Annotated in this window: 14 protein-coding genes, 3 tRNA genes and 2 rRNA genes; 14 read left to right on the top strand and 5 right to left on the bottom strand. The window is 52.9% G+C overall.

Annotated elements, in window-relative coordinates:
- The 5 genes from HV229_RS24910 to HV229_RS24890 all read left to right on the top strand — a co-directional run bounded on the left by HV229_RS24910 (nt 1) and on the right by HV229_RS24890 (nt 3,677).
- Nucleotides 1-76 (top strand) — tRNA-Glu (locus tag HV229_RS24910).
- Nucleotides 77-296: 220 nt separating this feature from the next.
- Nucleotides 297-3,203: ribosomal RNA gene (locus HV229_RS24905) — 23S ribosomal RNA — on the top strand.
- 98 nt (nt 3,204-3,301) lie between these two features.
- Nucleotides 3,302-3,417 (top strand): 5S ribosomal RNA (rrf, locus tag HV229_RS24900).
- Between the two features lie 55 nt (nt 3,418-3,472).
- A tRNA-Asp gene (locus tag HV229_RS24895) sits at nt 3,473-3,549 on the top strand.
- A 52-nt stretch (nt 3,550-3,601) separates the two neighbouring features.
- A tRNA-Trp gene (locus HV229_RS24890) sits at nt 3,602-3,677 on the top strand.
- Nucleotides 3,678-3,776: 99 nt separating this feature from the next.
- Here the strand turns inward: HV229_RS24890 and hdfR are convergent.
- Complete coding sequence (gene hdfR, locus HV229_RS24885) at nt 3,777-4,622, bottom strand: HTH-type transcriptional regulator HdfR (RefSeq protein ID WP_094761725.1); 846 nt, start codon at nt 4,620-4,622, stop codon at nt 3,777-3,779.
- Between the two features lie 106 nt (nt 4,623-4,728).
- On the opposite strand from hdfR, the gene maoP reads away from it, so the two are divergent.
- On the top strand, nt 4,729-5,067 hold the full coding sequence (gene maoP, locus HV229_RS24880) for a macrodomain Ori organization protein MaoP (protein WP_003018025.1): 339 nt from the start codon (nt 4,729-4,731) through the stop codon (nt 5,065-5,067).
- A 25-nt stretch (nt 5,068-5,092) separates the two neighbouring features.
- On the opposite strand, the gene HV229_RS24875 is transcribed toward maoP, so the two are convergent.
- Complete coding sequence (locus HV229_RS24875) at nt 5,093-6,613, bottom strand: YifB family Mg chelatase-like AAA ATPase (RefSeq protein ID WP_046274875.1); 1,521 nt, start codon at nt 6,611-6,613, stop codon at nt 5,093-5,095.
- A 353-nt stretch (nt 6,614-6,966) separates the two neighbouring features.
- Here HV229_RS24875 and ilvL point away from each other — a divergent pair, with 353 nt between their 5' ends.
- From ilvL to ilvA, 6 genes are all read left to right on the top strand, one after another.
- Nucleotides 6,967-7,065 carry an ilv operon leader peptide gene (gene ilvL / locus HV229_RS24870; protein ID WP_001311244.1) on the top strand — a complete coding sequence of 33 codons (99 nt, stop codon included), beginning with the start codon at nt 6,967-6,969 and terminating at the stop codon, nt 7,063-7,065.
- Between the two features lie 139 nt (nt 7,066-7,204).
- Nucleotides 7,205-8,851, top strand: coding sequence for an acetolactate synthase 2 catalytic subunit (ilvG, locus tag HV229_RS24865; protein ID WP_047499578.1), 1,647 nt, complete (start codon nt 7,205-7,207; stop codon nt 8,849-8,851).
- Nucleotides 8,848-9,111, top strand: coding sequence for an acetolactate synthase 2 small subunit (gene ilvM / locus HV229_RS24860; protein WP_003018017.1), 264 nt, complete (start codon nt 8,848-8,850; stop codon nt 9,109-9,111). The genes ilvG and ilvM overlap by 4 nt, the downstream gene beginning before the upstream one ends.
- A 17-nt stretch (nt 9,112-9,128) precedes the next feature.
- A complete protein-coding gene (locus tag HV229_RS24855) occupies nt 9,129-10,058 on the top strand; it encodes a branched-chain amino acid transaminase (protein WP_003829030.1) in 930 nt (309 codons plus the stop codon).
- A 159-nt stretch (nt 10,059-10,217) separates the two neighbouring features.
- A complete protein-coding gene (ilvD, locus tag HV229_RS24850; protein WP_016157832.1) occupies nt 10,218-12,068 on the top strand; it encodes a dihydroxy-acid dehydratase in 1,851 nt (616 codons plus the stop codon).
- Nucleotides 12,069-12,073: 5 nt separating this feature from the next.
- Nucleotides 12,074-13,618 (top strand): threonine ammonia-lyase, biosynthetic, encoded by a 1,545-nt coding sequence (ilvA, locus tag HV229_RS24845; RefSeq protein WP_016157833.1) that lies wholly within the window; start codon nt 12,074-12,076, stop codon nt 13,616-13,618.
- 63 nt (nt 13,619-13,681) lie between these two features.
- On the opposite strand, the gene fabV is transcribed toward ilvA, so the two are convergent.
- Nucleotides 13,682-14,875 (bottom strand): enoyl-ACP reductase FabV, encoded by a 1,194-nt coding sequence (gene fabV, locus HV229_RS24840; RefSeq protein ID WP_016155101.1) that lies wholly within the window; start codon nt 14,873-14,875, stop codon nt 13,682-13,684.
- A 175-nt stretch (nt 14,876-15,050) separates the two neighbouring features.
- Nucleotides 15,051-15,953 (bottom strand): HTH-type transcriptional activator IlvY, encoded by a 903-nt coding sequence (ilvY, locus tag HV229_RS24835; RefSeq protein WP_016155102.1) that lies wholly within the window; start codon nt 15,951-15,953, stop codon nt 15,051-15,053.
- 152 nt (nt 15,954-16,105) lie between these two features.
- Here ilvY and ilvC point away from each other — a divergent pair, with 152 nt between their 5' ends.
- Nucleotides 16,106-17,581: a ketol-acid reductoisomerase gene (ilvC, locus tag HV229_RS24830; RefSeq protein WP_016157835.1), complete on the top strand. Its 1,476-nt coding sequence runs from the start codon at nt 16,106-16,108 to the stop codon at nt 17,579-17,581.
- 53 nt (nt 17,582-17,634) lie between these two features.
- On the opposite strand, the gene ppiC is transcribed toward ilvC, so the two are convergent.
- Complete coding sequence (gene ppiC, locus HV229_RS24825; protein ID WP_016155104.1) at nt 17,635-17,916, bottom strand: peptidylprolyl isomerase PpiC; 282 nt, start codon at nt 17,914-17,916, stop codon at nt 17,635-17,637.
- Between the two features lie 145 nt (nt 17,917-18,061).
- Between ppiC and rep the strand changes: the two genes are divergently transcribed.
- On the top strand, nt 18,062-20,083 hold the full coding sequence (gene rep / locus HV229_RS24820; protein ID WP_016157836.1) for a DNA helicase Rep: 2,022 nt from the start codon (nt 18,062-18,064) through the stop codon (nt 20,081-20,083).
- Nucleotides 20,084-20,123 lie beyond the last annotated feature (40 nt).

Raw genomic sequence — 20,123 nt, 5'->3', positions numbered from 1 at the left:
GTCCCCTTCGTCTAGAGGCCCAGGACACCGCCCTTTCACGGCGGTAACAGGGGTTCGAATCCCCTAGGGGACGCCACTTGCTGGTATGTGTGAGTGAAAGTCGCCGACCGAAGTATCTCAAAACAGACTTTCGAGTCTCGTTTGAGATATTTGCTCTTTAAAAATCTGGATCAAGCTGAAAATTGAAACGACACACTGTTTCATTTCTCCGTAAACAAGAAATGAAAAGCGGTGTGTCCGAGTCTCTCAAATTTTCGCAACACTGAAATGTTTTACGAAACATCTTCGGGTTGTGAGGTTAAGCGACTAAGCGTACACGGTGGATGCCCTGGCAGTCAGAGGCGATGAAGGACGTGCTAATCTGCGATAAGCGTCGGTAAGGTGATATGAACCGTTATAACCGGCGATTTCCGAATGGGGAAACCCAGTGTGATTCGTCACACTATCATTACGTGAATACATAGCGTAATGAAGCGAACCGGGGGAACTGAAACATCTAAGTACCCCGAGGAAAAGAAATCAACCGAGATTCCCCCAGTAGCGGCGAGCGAACGGGGAGCAGCCCAGAGTCTGAATCAGCATGTGTGGTAGTGGAACGGTCTGGAAAGTCCGACGGTACAGGGTGATAGTCCCGTACACAAAAGTGCATGTGTTGTGAACTCGAAGAGTAGGGCGGGACACGTGGTATCCTGTCTGAATATGGGGGGACCATCCTCCAAGGCTAAATACTCCTGACTGACCGATAGTGAACCAGTACCGTGAGGGAAAGGCGAAAAGAACCCCGGCGAGGGGAGTGAAAAAGAACCTGAAACCGTGTACGTACAAGCAGTGGGAGCCTCTTTATGGGGTGACTGCGTACCTTTTGTATAATGGGTCAGCGACTTATATTCTGTAGCAAGGTTAACCGAATAGGGGAGCCGAAGGGAAACCGAGTCTTAACTGGGCGTTAAGTTGCAGGGTATAGACCCGAAACCCGGTGATCTAGCCATGGGCAGGTTGAAGGTTGGGTAACACTAACTGGAGGACCGAACCGACTAATGTTGAAAAATTAGCGGATGACTTGTGGCTGGGGGTGAAAGGCCAATCAAACCGGGAGATAGCTGGTTCTCCCCGAAAGCTATTTAGGTAGCGCCTCGTGAACTCATCTTCGGGGGTAGAGCACTGTTTCGGCTAGGGGGTCATCCCGACTTACCAACCCGATGCAAACTGCGAATACCGAAGAATGTTATCACGGGAGACACACGGCGGGTGCTAACGTCCGTCGTGAAGAGGGAAACAACCCAGACCGCCAGCTAAGGTCCCAAAGTCATGGTTAAGTGGGAAACGATGTGGGAAGGCACAGACAGCCAGGATGTTGGCTTAGAAGCAGCCATCATTTAAAGAAAGCGTAATAGCTCACTGGTCGAGTCGGCCTGCGCGGAAGATGTAACGGGGCTAAACCATGCACCGAAGCTGCGGCAGCGACACTATGTGTTGTTGGGTAGGGGAGCGTTCTGTAAGCCGTTGAAGGTGTGCTGTGAGGCATGCTGGAGGTATCAGAAGTGCGAATGCTGACATAAGTAACGATAATGCGGGTGAAAAACCCGCACGCCGGAAGACCAAGGGTTCCTGTCCAACGTTAATCGGGGCAGGGTGAGTCGACCCCTAAGGCGAGGCCGAAAGGCGTAGTCGATGGGAAACAGGTTAATATTCCTGTACTTGGTGTTACTGCGAAGGGGGGACGGAGAAGGCTATGTTAGCCGGGCGACGGTTGTCCCGGTTTAAGCATGTAGGCGGAGATTCCAGGTAAATCCGGAGTCTTGCTAACGCTGAGGTGTGATGACGAGGCACTACGGTGCTGAAGTAACAAATGCCCTGCTTCCAGGAAAAGCCTCTAAGCATCAGGTAACACGAAATCGTACCCCAAACCGACACAGGTGGTCAGGTAGAGAATACCAAGGCGCTTGAGAGAACTCGGGTGAAGGAACTAGGCAAAATGGTGCCGTAACTTCGGGAGAAGGCACGCTGATATGTAGGTGAAGTGATTTACTCATGGAGCTGAAATCAGTCGAAGATACCAGCTGGCTGCAACTGTTTATTAAAAACACAGCACTGTGCAAACACGAAAGTGGACGTATACGGTGTGACGCCTGCCCGGTGCCGGAAGGTTAATTGATGGGGTTATCCGTAAGGAGAAGCTCTTGATCGAAGCCCCGGTAAACGGCGGCCGTAACTATAACGGTCCTAAGGTAGCGAAATTCCTTGTCGGGTAAGTTCCGACCTGCACGAATGGCGTAATGATGGCCAGGCTGTCTCCACCCGAGACTCAGTGAAATTGAACTCGCTGTGAAGATGCAGTGTACCCGCGGCAAGACGGAAAGACCCCGTGAACCTTTACTATAGCTTGACACTGAACACTGGTCCTTGATGTGTAGGATAGGTGGGAGGCTTTGAAGTGTGGACGCCAGTCTGCATGGAGCCAACCTTGAAATACCACCCTTTAATGGCTGGTGTTCTAACGTAGACCCGTGATCCGGGTTGCGGACAGTGTCTGGTGGGTAGTTTGACTGGGGCGGTCTCCTCCTAAAGAGTAACGGAGGAGCACGAAGGTTAGCTAATCCTGGTCGGACATCAGGAGGTTAGTGCAAAGGCATAAGCTAGCTTGACTGCGAGAGTGACGGCTCGAGCAGGTGCGAAAGCAGGTCTTAGTGATCCGGTGGTTCTGAATGGAAGGGCCATCGCTCAACGGATAAAAGGTACTCCGGGGATAACAGGCTGATACCGCCCAAGAGTTCATATCGACGGCGGTGTTTGGCACCTCGATGTCGGCTCATCACATCCTGGGGCTGAAGTAGGTCCCAAGGGTATGGCTGTTCGCCATTTAAAGTGGTACGCGAGCTGGGTTTAGAACGTCGTGAGACAGTTCGGTCCCTATCTGCCGTGGGCGCTGGAGAATTGAGGGGGGCTGCTCCTAGTACGAGAGGACCGGAGTGGACGCATCACTGGTGTTCGGGTTGTCATGCCAATGGCATTGCCCGGTAGCTAAATGCGGAAGAGATAAGTGCTGAAAGCATCTAAGCACGAAACTTGCCCCGAGATGAGTTCTCCCTGACCCTTTAAGGGTCCTGAAGGAACGTTGAAGACGACGACGTTGATAGGTCGGGTGTGTAAGCGTAGCGATACGTTGAGCTAACCGATACTAATGAACCGTGAGGCTTAACCTTACAACGCCGAAGGTGTTTTGGCGAAAGAGACATCGAAATTCAGCTTGATTACAGATTACATCGACAGACCTGAGAGGTGTGTTGATAAACAGAATTTGTCTGGCGGCTGTAGCGCGGTGGTCCCACCTGACCCCATGCCGAACTCAGAAGTGAAACGCCGTAGCGCCGATGGTAGTGTGGGGTCTCCCCATGCGAGAGTAGGGAACTGCCAGGCATCAAATTGCAGTAAACCGGGATGAATAATCCGGGTAGTGACAAAGAAATTCGGTGGAGCGGTAGTTCAGTTGGTTAGAATACCTGCCTGTCACGCAGGGGGTCGCGGGTTCGAGTCCCGTCCGTTCCGCCACTTATTAGAAAATTAAGCCTGCTACCAAGCAGGCTTAATGATAAGAAAATTTAGGGGCGTAGCTCAGTTGGTAGAGCACCGGTCTCCAAAACCGGGTGTCGCGAGTTCGAGTCTCTCCGCCCCTGCCAGAAATAATCCTTAGCATTTTTGCTAAGGATTTTTTTTATCTGCAATTTGAATTGTGCCTTCCTGCTGTTTTACTCCCGGCATCCTTGCCTATATTTTCTTTAATTTTCCAGAATATTCGTTCTTAGCAGATCGCAAATTAGTCCATTTTTATCGCTGTTTTGCAGCCAAACTGCATATAAAGGACGTGAAAGCGTTGTACTGTCGGTAACCGTATGGAGATCGCTTTTGGTTTTGGCCCAGTTGACGGGAAGCCAGCTAAAGCCCTTAATCACTGAAAGTTGCTGCCTGGCCAATTCTGCCGAACTGGTGGTGAGTACCGGCACTTCATCTCCCGCTATTAGTCCCGCTTCGTGTTGTTGAAAATCGGGTCCCCATTCCAGGCGTAAATAATTCAGCTCATCTTTGGTTTGCGAAGGAGAACTGCAATAGAGCGCCAGTGTGAAATATCCCAACAGTTGGCTGCTAAATTCGTCCATTTTGGGTGTTTCGGTAGTAATCAGTAGATCAAGCTGTCGTTCATGAAGCTGTTTTACTAACGATTGGCGTTGAGCGATCCTCGCTTCAAACTGCAGGCTGGATTGTGGCTCCTGAGATTGATACAAACGCTTCAACCAGTCATTAAGCATGCACTCCCAGAGAGATGCGCTGGCACCGATAGAAAACTCGTTATGCCGCGAGGTATTCGCGACTTCCTTACGTGCTGCCTGCCACGTATTCATCAACGTTTCGGCGTAAGGCAATAATTTTTCACCTGCAGCGGTTAAACGGATATTGTTTCTGTGTCGGGTGAACAGGTTTACACCCAATTGATTTTCCAGTTGTCTGATCCGGAAACTAACCGCTGATTGGGTCAGGTAGAGCGCTTCAGCAGCCCTGCCAAAGTGGCGTGTCCGGCTAACTTCCAGGAAAGTTTTTAACAATTCCGTATCCACAACTCGCTCCATAAAATTATTTGTCGTTATGATTTAAATCTTTTGTTTGACGCTCTGTCAAGCGTAACTAATACTCCGCGCCATAAATAGCTCGGCCAAAGAATTAGGAGCGTGCAGGATGGCGGAAAGCTTTACGACGACTAATCGATATTTCGATAATAAATATTATCCCCGCGGATTCTCCCGTCATGGTGATTTCACCATTAAAGAAGCACAACTGCTTGAGCGTCACGGTTATGCTTTCAACGAGCTGGATCTGGGCAAGCGTGAGCCGGTAACTGAAGAAGAAAAACTGTTTGTTGCGGTATGCCGTGGTGAACGTGAGCCGGTTACCGAAGCTGAACGTGTGTGGTCTAAATACATGACGCGTATTAAGCGTCCAAAACGCTTCCACACCTTATCGGGTGGGAAACCTCAGGTGGAAGGCGCAGAAGACTACACCGAATCTGATGATTAATAAAAAAAGGGCGAAAGCCCTTTTTTTATGTCAGTAGTTTCTGCAGATGAATGAGTAACCTGTCTATCGCTCGGTACCCAACGGCCTCCTGTAAATGCTGGCGAGAGATGTGATCACATTGTTCGATATCCGCAATCGTTCGAGCGACCTTAATCAGGCGTAGCCAGGCGCGGATAGACAATCCGAGATGCGCGAGCGTTTCTTCAAGCCACTGTGCATCGTCGCTACGCAGTAGGCAGTATTTATGGATATCCTGACTGTCCAGATGTGCGTTTAACTTATTTTGCCGCTGATACTGACGCTCTCGCGCTGCCATAACACGTTGCTTCACCGTTGCGCTATTTTCCCCTTTCATCGCGCTCTGGCTGAGTATACCGGGCGGCGGTAAGGGAATTTCGAGGGAGAGGTCGAAGCGGTCAAGAAATGGACCTGACAATCGATTTAGGTAGCGCAGCGTCTGTTCTGGGGTACAGCGGTTATGGTTCCCCTGATAATGGCCCGTCGGGCTTGGATTCATCGCAGCTATGAGTTGAAAGCGTGCGGGATAGGTTATTTTTGCTCTGGTGCGAGATAGATGGATCTGCCCGGACTCGATGGGTTCGCGCAGTGCATCCAGCGTGCGCCGCTCAAACTCGGGTAGTTCATCCAGAAACAGTATGCCGTTGTGCGCTAAAGAGATCTCTCCTGGCGCAGGAATAGAGCCTCCACCGACCATGGCGGTTAATGAAGCACTGTGATGTGGCGAGCGAAAAGGGCGTTGCTTCCACTGTTTTTGTATCGTGTCGGAATGGATCAGACTGAGTATCGCGGCACTTTCCAGCGCTTCATCGTTGCTAAGTGGAGGGAGCAGCCCTCTGAGTCGACTGGCTAGCATAGTCTTTCCCGTACCCGGCGGGCCGATGAGCAAGAGATTGTGGCCGCCTGCTGCGGTAAGCTCCAGCCCGCGTTTACCCTGTTCCTGGCCGATAACATCGCTCAGATCATCAGCTAATGCGTTAGGCGTAAAATCTGCGGATGATGGCCTGTCTAAATCATGCTTACCTTCGAGAAATGCGCATACGGTCTGCAGGTGATCGGCGATCAGGCACCCTTCGCCGTGTATCAGTCCAACTTCAGCGGCATTCTCTTTTGCGACAATAATTCGCCTGCCTGCACGAATGGCCTCGGTTGCGCTTGATATCGCGCCGGGAACGCCGCGTAGCGCGCCTGTAAGCGCTAATTCACCTACCAGCTCGTAGGTGTCGAGATTGTGGGGTGTAAGCTGCTCAGAAGCGGCCAGAAGCGCAACAGCGATAGGTAAATCATATCGCCCCCCTTCTTTCGGGAGATCGGCCGGAGCGAGGTTTATAGTTATCTTCTTTGCCGGGAATTCATAACCGCTATTAATAATCGCACTGCGTACCCGATCGCGAGCCTCTTTCACCGTCGTTTCGGGCAGCCCCACCATGGTTAAACCAGGCAGGCCGTTGCTGATATGTACCTCGATGGTAATGGCTGGCGCATTCACGCCTAGCGCGGCGCGTGTGTGAACAATCGATAGTGACATAATTCCTCCTGATAAAAGTATTATGTCGCAATACATCGCGGCAAGATTTCATATAATTGCGGTTTTTAGATGCTGATTCCCGTATTTTTGCGCAACGTATAACTGCTTGCATTAAGCCTGGAATGACGCCCGCAAATGCTTTTGAATGGTGTTTGTATTGGGGATCGGGTTACCGAGGATCGCCTGAAGCGTGAAATATTTTCATTTTTGATTTTTTTGTATAAAAAACAACGGTATTTATCTAAACCGTTAACGACGTCAGAAAAACGAATAAAAAAATATCTTGTGTCATTTGCAAATTCTATGGTAACTCTTTAGGTATTCCTTCGAACAAGATGCAAGAAAATACAAAAATGACAGCCCTTCTACGAGTGATTAGCCTGGTCGTGATTAGCGTGGTGGTGATTATTATCCCACCGTGCGGGGCTGCACTTGGACGAGGAAAGGCTTAGAAAACAAGCCTTAACGAACTAAGACCCCCGCACCGAAAGGTCCGGGGGTTTTTTTTGACCTTAAAAACATACACGAGGAGCAGAAAGTGAACGGTAGCATAAAATTCTGTTTCTCTAGATTTACGGCGGGGATGTAACTATGAATGGGGCACAGTGGGTGGTACATGCGTTGCGTGCACAAGGGGTTCAAACCGTCTTTGGTTATCCTGGTGGCGCAATTATGCCGGTTTACGATGCGTTGTATGACGGCGGCGTAGAGCACCTGTTGTGCCGACACGAGCAGGGTGCGGCAATGGCGGCGATTGGCTATGCCCGTGCGACCGGTAAAACCGGCGTTTGTATCGCTACCTCCGGCCCTGGCGCAACCAACCTGATCACGGGCCTTGCCGATGCGCTGTTAGATTCTGTTCCAGTGGTGGCGATCACCGGTCAGGTGGCATCACCTTTCATCGGAACGGATGCGTTCCAGGAAGTGGACGTGCTGGGGATGTCTCTGTCCTGCACCAAACACAGCTTCCTGGTACAGTCACTCGAAGAGTTGCCGCGTATCATGGCTGAGGCTTTCGCCGTGGCGAATTCCGGTCGTCCGGGTCCGGTTCTGGTTGATATCCCGAAAGACATCCAATTAGCCAGCGGTACGCTGGAGCCATATTTTACGACCGTCGAAAACGTAGAGACGTTTCCGCACGCTGACGTTGAGCAGGCACGTAATATGCTGGCGCAGGCACAAAAACCCATCCTGTACGTAGGTGGTGGCGTAGGTATGGCGCAGGCGGTCCCGGCCCTGCGTGAATTTATCGCGGTAACCCAAATGCCGGTCGCCTGCACGCTGAAAGGTCTGGGCGCAGTAGATGCTGACTACCCGTACTATTTGGGCATGTTGGGAATGCACGGTACTAAAGCCGCGAATTTCGCGGTGCAAGAGTGCGATTTACTGATTGCGGTTGGCGCACGTTTTGATGACCGGGTGACTGGCAAGCTGAATACCTTTGCACCGAACGCCAGCGTAATCCACATGGATATCGACCCAGCGGAAATGAACAAACTGCGCCAGGCACACGTGGCGCTGCAGGGGGATTTAAATTCTCTTCTGCCAGCATTACAGCAATTGATGAAGATTGACGAATGGCGTCAGCACAGCGCTGAACTGCGCGCAGAACATACCTGGCGCTACGACCATCCGGGGGAAGCTATCTATGCGCCACTGTTGTTAAAGCAGTTATCCGATCGCAAACCTGCGGATAGCGTAGTGACAACGGATGTTGGCCAGCATCAGATGTGGTCGGCACAGCATATGACCTACACTCGCCCTGAAAACTTCATCACGTCGAGCGGTCTGGGGACGATGGGCTTTGGCCTGCCAGCAGCGGTTGGCGCGCAGGTTGCTCGCCCGAATGATACGGTAATCTGTATCTCCGGTGACGGTTCCTTCATGATGAATGTACAGGAATTGGGCACCGTAAAACGCAAGCAGTTGCCGCTGAAGATAGTTTTACTCGACAACCAGCGGTTAGGCATGGTGCGACAATGGCAGCAGCTGTTTTTCCAGGAACGTTATAGCGAAACCACCCTTACCGATAACCCCGATTTCCTCATGTTGGCCAGAGCCTTCGGCATTCCTGGTCAACACATCACCCGTAAAGACCAGGTTGAAGCGGCACTCGACACCATGCTGAATAGCGAGGGGCCATACTTGCTTCATGTCTCAATCGACGAACTTGAGAATGTCTGGCCTCTGGTGCCACCTGGCGCCAGTAACTCAGAAATGCTGGAGAAATTATCATGATGCAACATCAGGTCGCTGTTGAGGCTCGTTTCAATCCGGAAACGTTAGAACGTGTTTTACGCGTGGTACGCCATCGTGGTTTTCAGGTGTGCTCCATGAATATGGAAGCCGCCAGCGATGCGCAGAATATAAATATCGAATTGACCGTTGCCAGCCCCCGGTCGGTCGACTTACTGTTTAGTCAGTTAAGTAAACTGGTAGATGTTGCACATGTTGCTATCTGCCAGAGCACAACCACATCACAACAAATCCGCGCCTGAGCGCAAAAGGAAGAAAAATGACGACGAAAAAAGCTGATTACATTTGGTCTAATGGCGAGATGATTCGTTGGGAAGACGCGAAGGTCCACGTGATGTCCCACGCGCTGCACTACGGTACTTCTGTATTTGAAGGGATCCGTTGCTACGATTCTCACAAAGGGCCGGTAGTGTTCCGTCATCGCGAACATATGCAGCGTCTGCGTGATTCAGCCAAGATCTATCGTTTTCCCGTTTCTCAGAGCGTTGATGAGCTGATGGAGGCTTGCCGTGAGGTGATTCGTAAAAACAACCTGACCAGCGCCTATATCCGTCCGCTGGTGTTTGTTGGTGACGTAGGGATGGGCGTTAACCCGCCTGCGGGATACACCACTGATGTGATAATCGCCGCGTTCCCATGGGGGGCTTACCTCGGTGCTGAAGCGCTGGAGCAGGGGATCGACGCGATGGTTTCTTCCTGGAACCGCGTTGCGCCGAACACGATTCCTACCGCTGCTAAAGCAGGTGGTAACTATCTGTCTTCGCTGCTGGTGGGTAGTGAAGCGCGTCGTCATGGCTACCAGGAAGGCATTGCGCTGGATGTGAATGGCTACATCTCCGAAGGCGCGGGCGAAAACCTGTTTGAAGTAAAAGACGGCATTCTGTTTACCCCGCCATTTACCTCTTCCGCGCTGCCGGGTATCACCCGTGACGCGATCATTAAGCTGGCGAAAGATCTCGATATCGAAGTGCGTGAGCAGGTGCTGTCTCGTGAATCGCTGTACCTGGCCGACGAAGTGTTCATGTCCGGTACCGCGGCCGAAATCACCCCAGTACGCAGCGTCGATGGTATTCAGGTGGGCGAAGGCCGCTGCGGTCCGGTCACCAAACGCATCCAGCAGGCCTTCTTTGGCCTCTTCACCGGTGAAACGGAAGATAAATACGGCTGGTTGGATTCAGTAAACCAATAACAAAATTAATATTTCCCCAAAATAGTTCACGTTGCAGGAAGACGGCAACGCAGCGAGTCCCCTAGAGCTTACTTTAGTAGGTGGCTGGGGGGAGCGAGGCTGCCAACGCACCTGCGGCGTGAAATATGCAGGGGAAAGACAGACGGGAGTTAATCAAGCATGCCTAAGTATCGTTCTGCTACCACCACCCACGGCCGCAATATGGCGGGTGCCCGCGCACTGTGGCGCGCCACCGGGATGACCGATGATGACTTCGGTAAACCGATTATCGCTGTGGTGAACTCCTTTACCCAGTTTGTGCCGGGCCACGTCCACCTGCGCGATCTCGGTAAGCTGGTTGCCGAACAAATCGAAGCCTCAGGCGGCGTGGCGAAAGAGTTCAACACCATTGCCGTGGATGATGGTATCGCCATGGGTCATGGCGGCATGCTTTATTCACTGCCGTCGCGTGAGCTGATCGCCGATTCAGTGGAATATATGGTTAACGCCCACTGCGCCGATGCGATGGTCTGCATCTCTAACTGCGATAAAATCACCCCCGGGATGTTAATGGCCTCTCTGCGGCTGAATATTCCGGTGATCTTTGTTTCCGGCGGCCCAATGGAAGCCGGGAAAACCAAGCTCTCTGACCAAATCATCAAGCTTGATCTGGTTGATGCGATGATTCAGGGCGCAGACCCGAAAGTCTCCGACTCGCAGAGCGAGCAGGTTGAACGTTCGGCCTGTCCGACCTGCGGCTCGTGCTCCGGGATGTTCACCGCCAACTCGATGAACTGTCTGACCGAAGCGCTGGGTCTGTCGCAGCCGGGTAACGGTTCGCTGTTGGCGACTCATGCCGACCGTAAAGAGCTGTTCCTCAACGCAGGTAAACGCATAGTCGAGTTGACCAAACGCTACTACGAGCAGGATGACGCTTCAGCCCTGCCGCGCAACATTGCCAGCAAGGCGGCGTTTGAGAACGCCATGACGCTGGATATCGCGATGGGCGGCTCCACCAACACCGTTCTGCACCTGCTGGCGGCCGCGCAGGAAGCGGAAATCGACTTCACCATGAGTGATATTGATAAGTTGTCCCGCAAAGTCCCGCAGCTGTGTAAAGTTGCGCCGAGTACGCAGAAATACCATATGGAAGACGTGCACCGCGCGGGCGGCGTACTGGGCATTTTAGGCGAGCTGGATCGCGCCGGTCTACTGAACCGCGACGTGAAAAACGTGCTGGGACTGACTCTGCCTCAAACGCTCGATAGTTATGACGTTATGCTGACCAAAGACGACGCGGTGAAAAAAATGTTCCGCGCAGGTCCGGCTGGCATCCGTACCACCCAGGCGTTCTCGCAGGATTGTCGTTGGGACACCCTGGATGATGACCGCGCAGAAGGTTGCATTCGCTCGTTGGAACATGCTTACAGCAAAGACGGCGGCCTGGCAGTCCTGTACGGTAACTTCGCGGAAAACGGCTGTATCGTAAAAACTGCTGGTGTGGATGACAGCATCCTGAAATTCACCGGCCCGGCAAAAGTGTATGAAAGCCAAGACGATGCGGTTGAAGCTATCCTCGGCGGTAAAGTGGTTGCCGGCGACGTGGTGGTGATTCGCTACGAAGGGCCGAAGGGCGGGCCAGGCATGCAGGAAATGCTCTACCCAACCACCTTCCTGAAATCGATGGGTCTCGGTAAGGCCTGCGCGCTGATTACCGACGGTCGTTTCTCTGGCGGTACTTCGGGGCTTTCCATTGGTCACGTTTCTCCTGAAGCGGCCAGCGGCGGTAATATCGCAATTATCGAAGATGGCGACATGATTGCTATCGATATCCCGAATCGTGGCATTCAACTGCAACTGAGCGATGCGGAAATCGCTGCGCGCCGTGAAGCGCAAGAAGCTCGTGGTGACAAAGCCTGGACGCCAAAAGATCGTCAGCGTCAGGTCTCCTTTGCGCTGCGCGCTTACGCCAGCCTGGCAACCAGCGCCGACAAAGGTGCGGTGCGCGATAAGTCGAAACTAGGGGGATAATGACCATGGCGGATTCTCAACCCCTCTCCGGCGCTCCAGAAGGCGCCGAGTATCTCAGAGCAGTGCTGCGTGCGCCGGTATACGAAGCGGCGCAGGTCACACCGCTACAAAAAATGGAAAAACTCTCTTCGCGCCTCGATAACGTGATTCTGGTGAAGCGCGAAGACCGTCAACCCGTTCACAGCTTCAAGCTGCGCGGTGCTTATGCCATGATGGCCGGTCTGACCGAAGAGCAAAAAGCGCATGGCGTAATCACCGCATCGGCGGGTAATCATGCTCAGGGGGTAGCTTTCTCTTCTGCGCGATTAGGCGTGAAGGCGCTGATTGTCATGCCTACGGCTACCGCCGATATCAAAGTCGATGCCGTTCGCGGTTTCGGTGGTGAAGTACTGCTACACGGCGCGAATTTTGATGAAGCCAAAGCCAAAGCGATTGAGCTGTCGCAGCAGCAGGGTTTTACCTGGGTTCCTCCGTTCGACCATCCGATGGTGATTGCCGGGCAGGGCACGCTGGCACTGGAGTTATTGCAGCAGGATGCCCACCTTGATCGTGTATTCGTGCCGGTGGGCGGTGGCGGATTAGCGGCAGGCGTGGCGGTGCTGATCAAACAGCTGATGCCGCAGATCAAAGTGATTGCCGTTGAAGCTGAAGACTCAGCCTGCCTGAAAGCGGCGCTGGATGCCGGTCAACCGGTCGATCTTCCGCGTGTTGGCCTCTTTGCTGAAGGCGTGGCGGTGAAACGTATCGGCGACGAAACCTTCCGTTTGTGCCAGGAGTATCTCGACGACATCATCACTGTCGATAGCGACGCTATCTGCGCGGCAATGAAAGATCTGTTCGAGGATGTGCGCGCGGTGGCGGAACCATCCGGTGCGCTGGCGCTGGCGGGGATGAAAAAGTACATTGCCCAGCACAACATTCGTGGCGAACGTCTGGCGCATATCCTTTCCGGCGCTAACGTTAACTTCCATGGCCTACGTTATGTTTCCGAACGTTGCGAGCTGGGCGAACAGCGCGAAGCGTTGCTGGCCGTAACTATTCCGGAAGAAAAGGGCAGCTTCCTGAAGTTTTGCCAGCTGTTGGGAGGACGCTCGGTTACCGAGTTTAACTACCGATTTGCTGATGCGAAAGACGCCTGTATTTTTGTTGGCGTCCGTCTGAGCCGTGGGCTGGAAGAGCGTAAGGAAATCCTCCAGTTGCTTAATGAGGGCGGCTACAGCGTAGTGGATTTGTCCGACGACGAAATGGCGAAGCTGCACGTGCGCTACATGGTCGGTGGGCGCCCGTCGAAACCCTTGCAGGAGCGGCTGTACAGCTTCGAATTCCCGGAATCTCCGGGGGCGTTGCTCAAATTCCTGCATACCCTGGGGACGCACTGGAATATTTCATTGTTCCACTATCGTAGCCACGGAACCGATTATGGTCGCGTACTGGCGGCGTTTGAGTTGGGTGAGCACGAGCCTGATTTCGAAACGCGACTGAACGAACTGGGTTATGACTGTCACGATGAAACGCATAACCCGGCGTTCAGGTTCTTCCTGGCGGGTTAGCGGCAGCCATTAAAAAAGGGTTCATGTAAAAACATGAACCCTTTTTGCAACTGTATCAGCAGATTACAGCGTGATGACTTCGAATTCGACTTCGGTGTTTACATCCGCATCGTAATCCACTTCGTCGAGACCAAAACCGAACAGATTCAGGAATTCCTGCTTATATCCTGCATAGTCCGTTTTTTGCGCCAGGTTTTCGGTGGTGATCAGCGGCCACAGATCGCGGCATGCCTGCTGAATGTCTTCACGCAGTTCCCAGTCATCCATACGGATACGCTGGTTGTCATCAAGCGCCACTTTATCGCCGTACAGGCTGGTGGTCATCAGACGGTTGATCTGCTCGATGCAGCCTTCATGAATGCCCTGTTCTTTCATCAGCTTGAAGACCATGGAGATGTACAGCGGCATCACCGGAATCGCAGAAGAGGCCTGCGTGATAACGGATTTCAGTACAGCAACGTTAGCGGAACCGTTCAGCGGAGCCAGTTGATTACGCAGCGCGCCTGCCGCGCGGTCGAGATCTTCTTTTGCTTTGCCCAGCGCGCCGTGCCAGTAGATTGGCCAGGTCAGGTCAGTACCGATGTAGGAGTAGGCAACGGTTTTCACGCCGTCAGCCAGCACGCCTGCTTCGCTCAGCGCGCCCATCCACAGTTCCCAGTCTTCGCCGCCCATAACGGTGACGGTGTTCTGAACTTCTTCTTCGGTTGCCGGCTCAATGCTGGCGGTTATGATCTGATCTTTGTTGGTATCGATCGCTTTAGAGGTATAAACCTCACCGATTGGCTTCAGCGCAGAACGGACGATTTCACCGGTTTTCGGCATTTTACGTACCGGAGATGCCAGTGAGTAAACCACCAGGTCAATCTGACCCAGGTCTTCTTTGATCAGTTTGATAACTTCGTCGCGACACTCGTCGGAGAACGCGTCGCCGTTGATGCTTTTGGAATACAGACCTTCGCGTTTTGCGGCCTCATCGAAGGCTGCAGAGTTATACCAGCCCGCGGAACCTGGCTTGGTTTCCGTGCCTGGTTTTTCGAAAAATACGCCGATAGTGGCGGCTCCGCTGCCAAACGCGGCGGAAATTCTGGAAGCAAGGCCGTAACCGGTGGAAGCACCGATGACCAGCACGCGGGAAGGGCCGTTAGCGATTTTCCCGTTTTTCTTCACATAATCGATCTGTTTTTCCACATTGACTTTGCAGCCAGTCGGATGGGTCGTTGTACAGATGAATCCACGAATTTTTGGTTTGATTATCATAATGATGGCTAATTAAGTTTGTATTTTCGCTGTCAAGTGCGCAATGACACCGTCTGTTCTGGCTTGCTAAACGTGATGGTTAACAAGCCCCCCACATCTATTATGGCACGGGACATTATACAGAAAAGGAGCGCCAATACTGAATCTACCACTGATTTTAGGCCTGACGCTGGTGCTACTCGGCGGATTTGCGCTCCAGAACAATCTTCCAGAACGCGTCGATCAGCGGCTCATGCAGCCGTTTTTTCGGCGCGCAAACGCCCAGCTCGAACGGTGTTTTTTCGTCGCTGCGTTCTAAAATCATCACGCGATTACGTACCGGCTCCGGGCTGTTTTCCAGCACCACTTCCGGCAGCAACGCCACGCCGCAGCCCAGCGCCACCATCGAGACCATCGCTTCGTGCCCCCCGACCGTGGCGTAAATCGATGGGTTGCTGATTTTGTGACGGCGGAACCACAGTTCGATGCGGCGGCGTACCGGCCCCTGGTCGGCCATGATAAACGGCACCGTCGACCAGTCCGGCTTATCGACCGAAACTTGGTTTCGCACCGGGCAAGGCAATGCTGGTGCGATCAACACTACCGTTAAATTCTCCAGCATCGAGAATGCTACTGCGCCGGGCAGCGTCTCCGGCTTACCTGCTATTGCCAGATCGGCCTCTCCGGTGACCACTTTGTCCATTGCGTCAGCGGCATCGCCGGTGGTGAGCTTAATTTCAACCGAGGGGTGCTCGGCGCGAAAGCGGTCGAGAATTGGCGGCAGGTGGCTGTAGGCGGCGGTAACCGAGCAGAAGATATGCAGCTCGCCCGACAACGACGGTCCCTGCTGATCGAGGGTGTGGCGCAATTGTTGATACTGCAACAGCGTCTGCTGGGCAAATACTCGCAGCTCTTCGCCTGCTTCGGTCAGCGTGACCGTACGGTTATCGCGCACAAACAGCGCCTGGCCGAGATCTTCTTCCAGCCGTTGGATCTGGCGTGAGAGTGTGGAGGGGCTGACGTGCATCGCCCGCGCACTGCGGCCAAAGTGGCGGCTTTCCGCCAGATGCAGGAACATTTTCAGATCGCGTAAATCCACGGACGAGCCTCCGATTTTCTACGTTGCAGATATTGCAATGTGATGTTGTGAATATATCAATTTCCGCAATAAATTTCCTGTTGTAATGTGGGTTCATTCTCGCTGAAACGCGAACCGAACAATAAGACAGTACAACATCACGAGGTATCACCATGGCTAACTACTTTAATACACTGAACCTGCGTCAGCAGCTGGCGCAGCTGGGCAAATGTCGCTTTATGGGTCGCGACGAATTCGCCGATGGCGCAAGCTACCTTCAGGGTAAAAAAGTGGTCATCGTCGGGTGCGGTGCTCAGGGGCTTAACCAAGGCCTGAACATGCGCGACTCCGGTCTGGATATCTCCTACGCCCTGCGTAAAGAAGCGATTGCTGAGAAGCGCGCTTCCTGGCGCAAAGCGACCGAAAATGGCTTCAAAGTAGGTACCTACGAAGAGCTGATCCCGCAGGCAGATCTGGTGGTTAACCTGACCCCGGACAAACAGCACTCCGACGTTGTACGTTCCGTACAGCCGCTGATGAAAGACGGCGCGGCGCTGGGCTACTCCCACGGTTTCAACATCGTCGAAGTGGGCGAGCAGATCCGTAAAGATATCACTGTGGTGATGGTTGCGCCGAAGTGTCCGGGTACCGAAGTGCGTGAAGAGTACAAACGTGGTTTTGGTGTTCCAACCCTGATCGCCGTTCACCCGGAAAACGATCCGAAAGGCGAAGGCATGGCGATTGCCAAAGCATGGGCTGCGGCCACTGGCGGTCACCGTGCAGGCGTGCTGGAATCGTCCTTCGTTGCGGAAGTGAAATCTGACCTGATGGGCGAGCAGACAATCCTGTGCGGTATGCTGCAGGCTGGCTCTCTGCTGTGCTTCGACAAGCTGGTGGAAGAGGGTACTGACCCGGCTTACGCCGAAAAACTGATTCAGTTCGGCTGGGAAACCATCACCGAAGCGCTGAAGCAGGGCGGTATCACCCTGATGATGGATCGTCTGTCTAACCCAGCGAAACTGCGTGCTTATGCGCTGTCCGAACAGCTGAAAGAGATCATGGCGCCGCTGTTCCAGAAACACATGGATGACATCATCTCCGGCGAATTCTCTTCAGGCATGATGGCTGACTGGGCCAACGACGATAAGAAACTGCTGACCTGGCGTGAAGAGACCGGCAAAACCGCGTTCGAAACCGCGCCGCAGTTTGAAGGTAAAATTGGCGAGCAGGAGTACTTCGATAAAGGCGTGCTGATGATCGCGATGGTGAAGGCTGGCGTTGAGCTGGCGTTTGAAACCATGGTGGATTCCGGCATCATCGAAGAGTCTGCTTACTACGAATCACTGCACGAACTGCCGCTGATCGCGAACACCATCGCCCGTAAGCGTCTGTACGAAATGAACGTAGTCATTTCCGATACCGCAGAATACGGTAACTACCTGTTCTCTTACGCGTGTGTACCGCTGCTGAAAGAGTTCATGACCACCCTGCAAACCGGAGATCTGGGCAAAGCCATTGCCGAAGGTGCGGTAGACAACGCGCAGCTGCGCGACGTGAACGATGCTATTCGTGGCCATGCTATCGAGAAAGTTGGCCAGAAACTGCGTGGCTATATGACTGATATGAAACGTATTGCTGTAGCTGGCTAAGAGGCTGCCATTCGGCAAAAAAAGCCCGGTGTTTGAACACACCGGGCTTTCTATTAGTTACGGTACAGCACTTTAATGATGTGGTAACCGAACTGAGTGTGCAGTGGGCCGGTTGGCTCCAGCACCGGGCAGGAGAACACCACTTTATCAAACGCCGGAACCATCTGGCCCTGACGGAATTCGCCTAAATCGCCGCCGCGTTTGCCCGACGGGCAGATAGAGTGTTTCTTCGCCAGTTTACCAAAATCGGCGCCATTTTTGATTTGTTCCAGAAGATCGAGAGCCAGTTTCTCTTCTTTAACAAGGATATGCACTGCTGATGCTGTTTTTGCCATGGTATGTGCTCTGAGTTGAGTGATAAATCAGGGCGCAATAGTAGCATGTAATCCATGGTCTTCGACGATGGGCTATGACCGATCCCCCTGGCGTCACTTTCTGCTACAATCCACATCCCCGTGTTTACAGATTGAGCAATCCTCTATGCGTTTGAACCCCGGACAACAACAAGCCGTCGAATTCGTCACCGGACCTTGCCTGGTGCTGGCGGGAGCGGGTTCCGGTAAGACGCGTGTTATCACTAACAAAATCGCACATCTGATCCGTGAATGTGGCTATCAGGCACGACATATTGCGGCAGTAACCTTTACCAATAAGGCTGCGCGCGAGATGAAAGAGCGTGTGGCGCAAACGTTGGGTCGTAAAGAAGCGCGCGGGTTGATGATCTCTACTTTCCACACTCTGGGACTGGATGTCATTAAGCGTGAATACGCCGCGCTAGGGATGAAGTCGAACTTCTCGTTATTTGATGATACTGACCAGGTGGCCCTGCTTAAGGAATTGACCGAAGGGCTAATTGAAGACGATAAACTTATCCTTCAACAGTTGATTTCAACGATCTCTAACTGGAAAAACGATCTGATGACCCCAGCGCAGGCGGCAGCCAGTGCAAAGGGTGAACGCGATCGTATTTTTGCCCACTGCTATGGTCTGTATGACGCGCATATGAAGGCGTGTAACGTCCTCGATTTTGACGATCTGATCCTGCTCCCCACGCTGCTGTTGCAGCGCAATGAAGAAGTACGTGAGCGTTGGCAAAACCGAATCCGCTACCTGCTGGTGGATGAATATCAGGATACCAACACCAGCCAGTACGAGTTGGTGAAGTTGCTGGTGGGGAAACGCGCGCGCTTTACCGTCGTGGGTGATGACGATCAGTCGATCTACTCCTGGCGCGGTGCACGTCCGCAGAACCTGGTACTGTTAAGCAAAGATTTTCCGGCGCTGCAGGTGGTGAAGCTGGAGCAAAACTATCGTTCATCAGGGCGTATCCTGAAGGCGGCGAACATCCTTATTGCTAACAACCCACACGTCTTTGAAAAACGGCTCTTTTCTGAGCTGGGCTACGGCGCTGAGCTGAAGGTTTTGAGTGCGAATAATGAAGAGCACGAAGCGGAACGCGTGACCGGGGAACTGATTGCCCATCACTTTGTGAACAAGACGCAGTATAAAGACTACGCCATCCTGTACCGCGGTAATCATCAGTCGCGAGTGTTCGAAAAGTTTCTGATGCAGAACCGCATCCCATACAAAATTTCCGGCGGGACGTCGTTCTTCTCGCGTCCGGAGATTAAAGATCTGCTGGCCTATCTGCGCGTGCTCAGCAACCCGGATGATGACAGTGCATTTTTGCGCATCGTAAATACGCCAAAGCGTGAAATCGGTCCGGCCACGCTGCAAAAGCTGGGGGAATGGGCGATGACGCGTAATAAAAGCCTGTTTACCGCTAGCTTTGATATGGGACTTAGCCAGACGCTAACCGGGCGCGGATATGATTCTCTGACCCGCTTTACGCACTGGCTGGGTGAAATTCAACGTCTGGCGGAGCGCGAGCCGGTTGCCGCCGTACGCGATCTGATCCACGGCATTGATTACGAATCCTGGCTGTATGAAACCTCGCCGAGCCCGAAAGCGGCCGAAATGCGTATGAAAAACGTCAACACGCTGTTCAGCTGGATGACGGAGATGCTGGAAGGTAGTGAGCTGGAAGAGCCAATGACCCTGACTCAGGTCGTTACCCGCTTTACCCTGCGCGACATGATGGAGCGCGGAGAGAGCGAAGAAGAGTTGGATCAGGTGCAGTTGATGACGCTGCATGCTTCAAAAGGACTGGAGTTCCCGTACGTATTTATGGTGGGAATGGAAGAAGGATTTTTGCCGCACCAGAGCAGCATCGATGAAGATAACATCGACGAAGAGCGTCGTCTGGCTTACGTCGGAATTACACGTGCGCAGAAAGAACTTATCTTCACGTTGTGTAAAGAGCGCCGTCAGTACGGTGAACTGGTACGACCTGAACCGAGCCGTTTCCTGTTGGAACTACCACAAGATGACGTTATCTGGGAACAGGAGCGTAAAGTGGTGAGTGCCGAGGAGCGGATGCAAAAAGGGCAGGCCAGCATTGCTAACATTCGGGCAATGATGGCGAAAGCCAAAGAGAAATAGGTATTTTGTAGGCCGGATAAGCGTAAGCGCTATCCGGCAG

The sequence above is a fragment of the Citrobacter sp. RHBSTW-00524 genome (assembly GCF_013747755.1).
In the GTDB taxonomy this organism is placed as follows: Bacteria; Pseudomonadota; Gammaproteobacteria; order Enterobacterales; family Enterobacteriaceae; genus Citrobacter; species Citrobacter braakii.
This window is presented reverse-complemented; position numbering and strand designations above follow the sequence as displayed.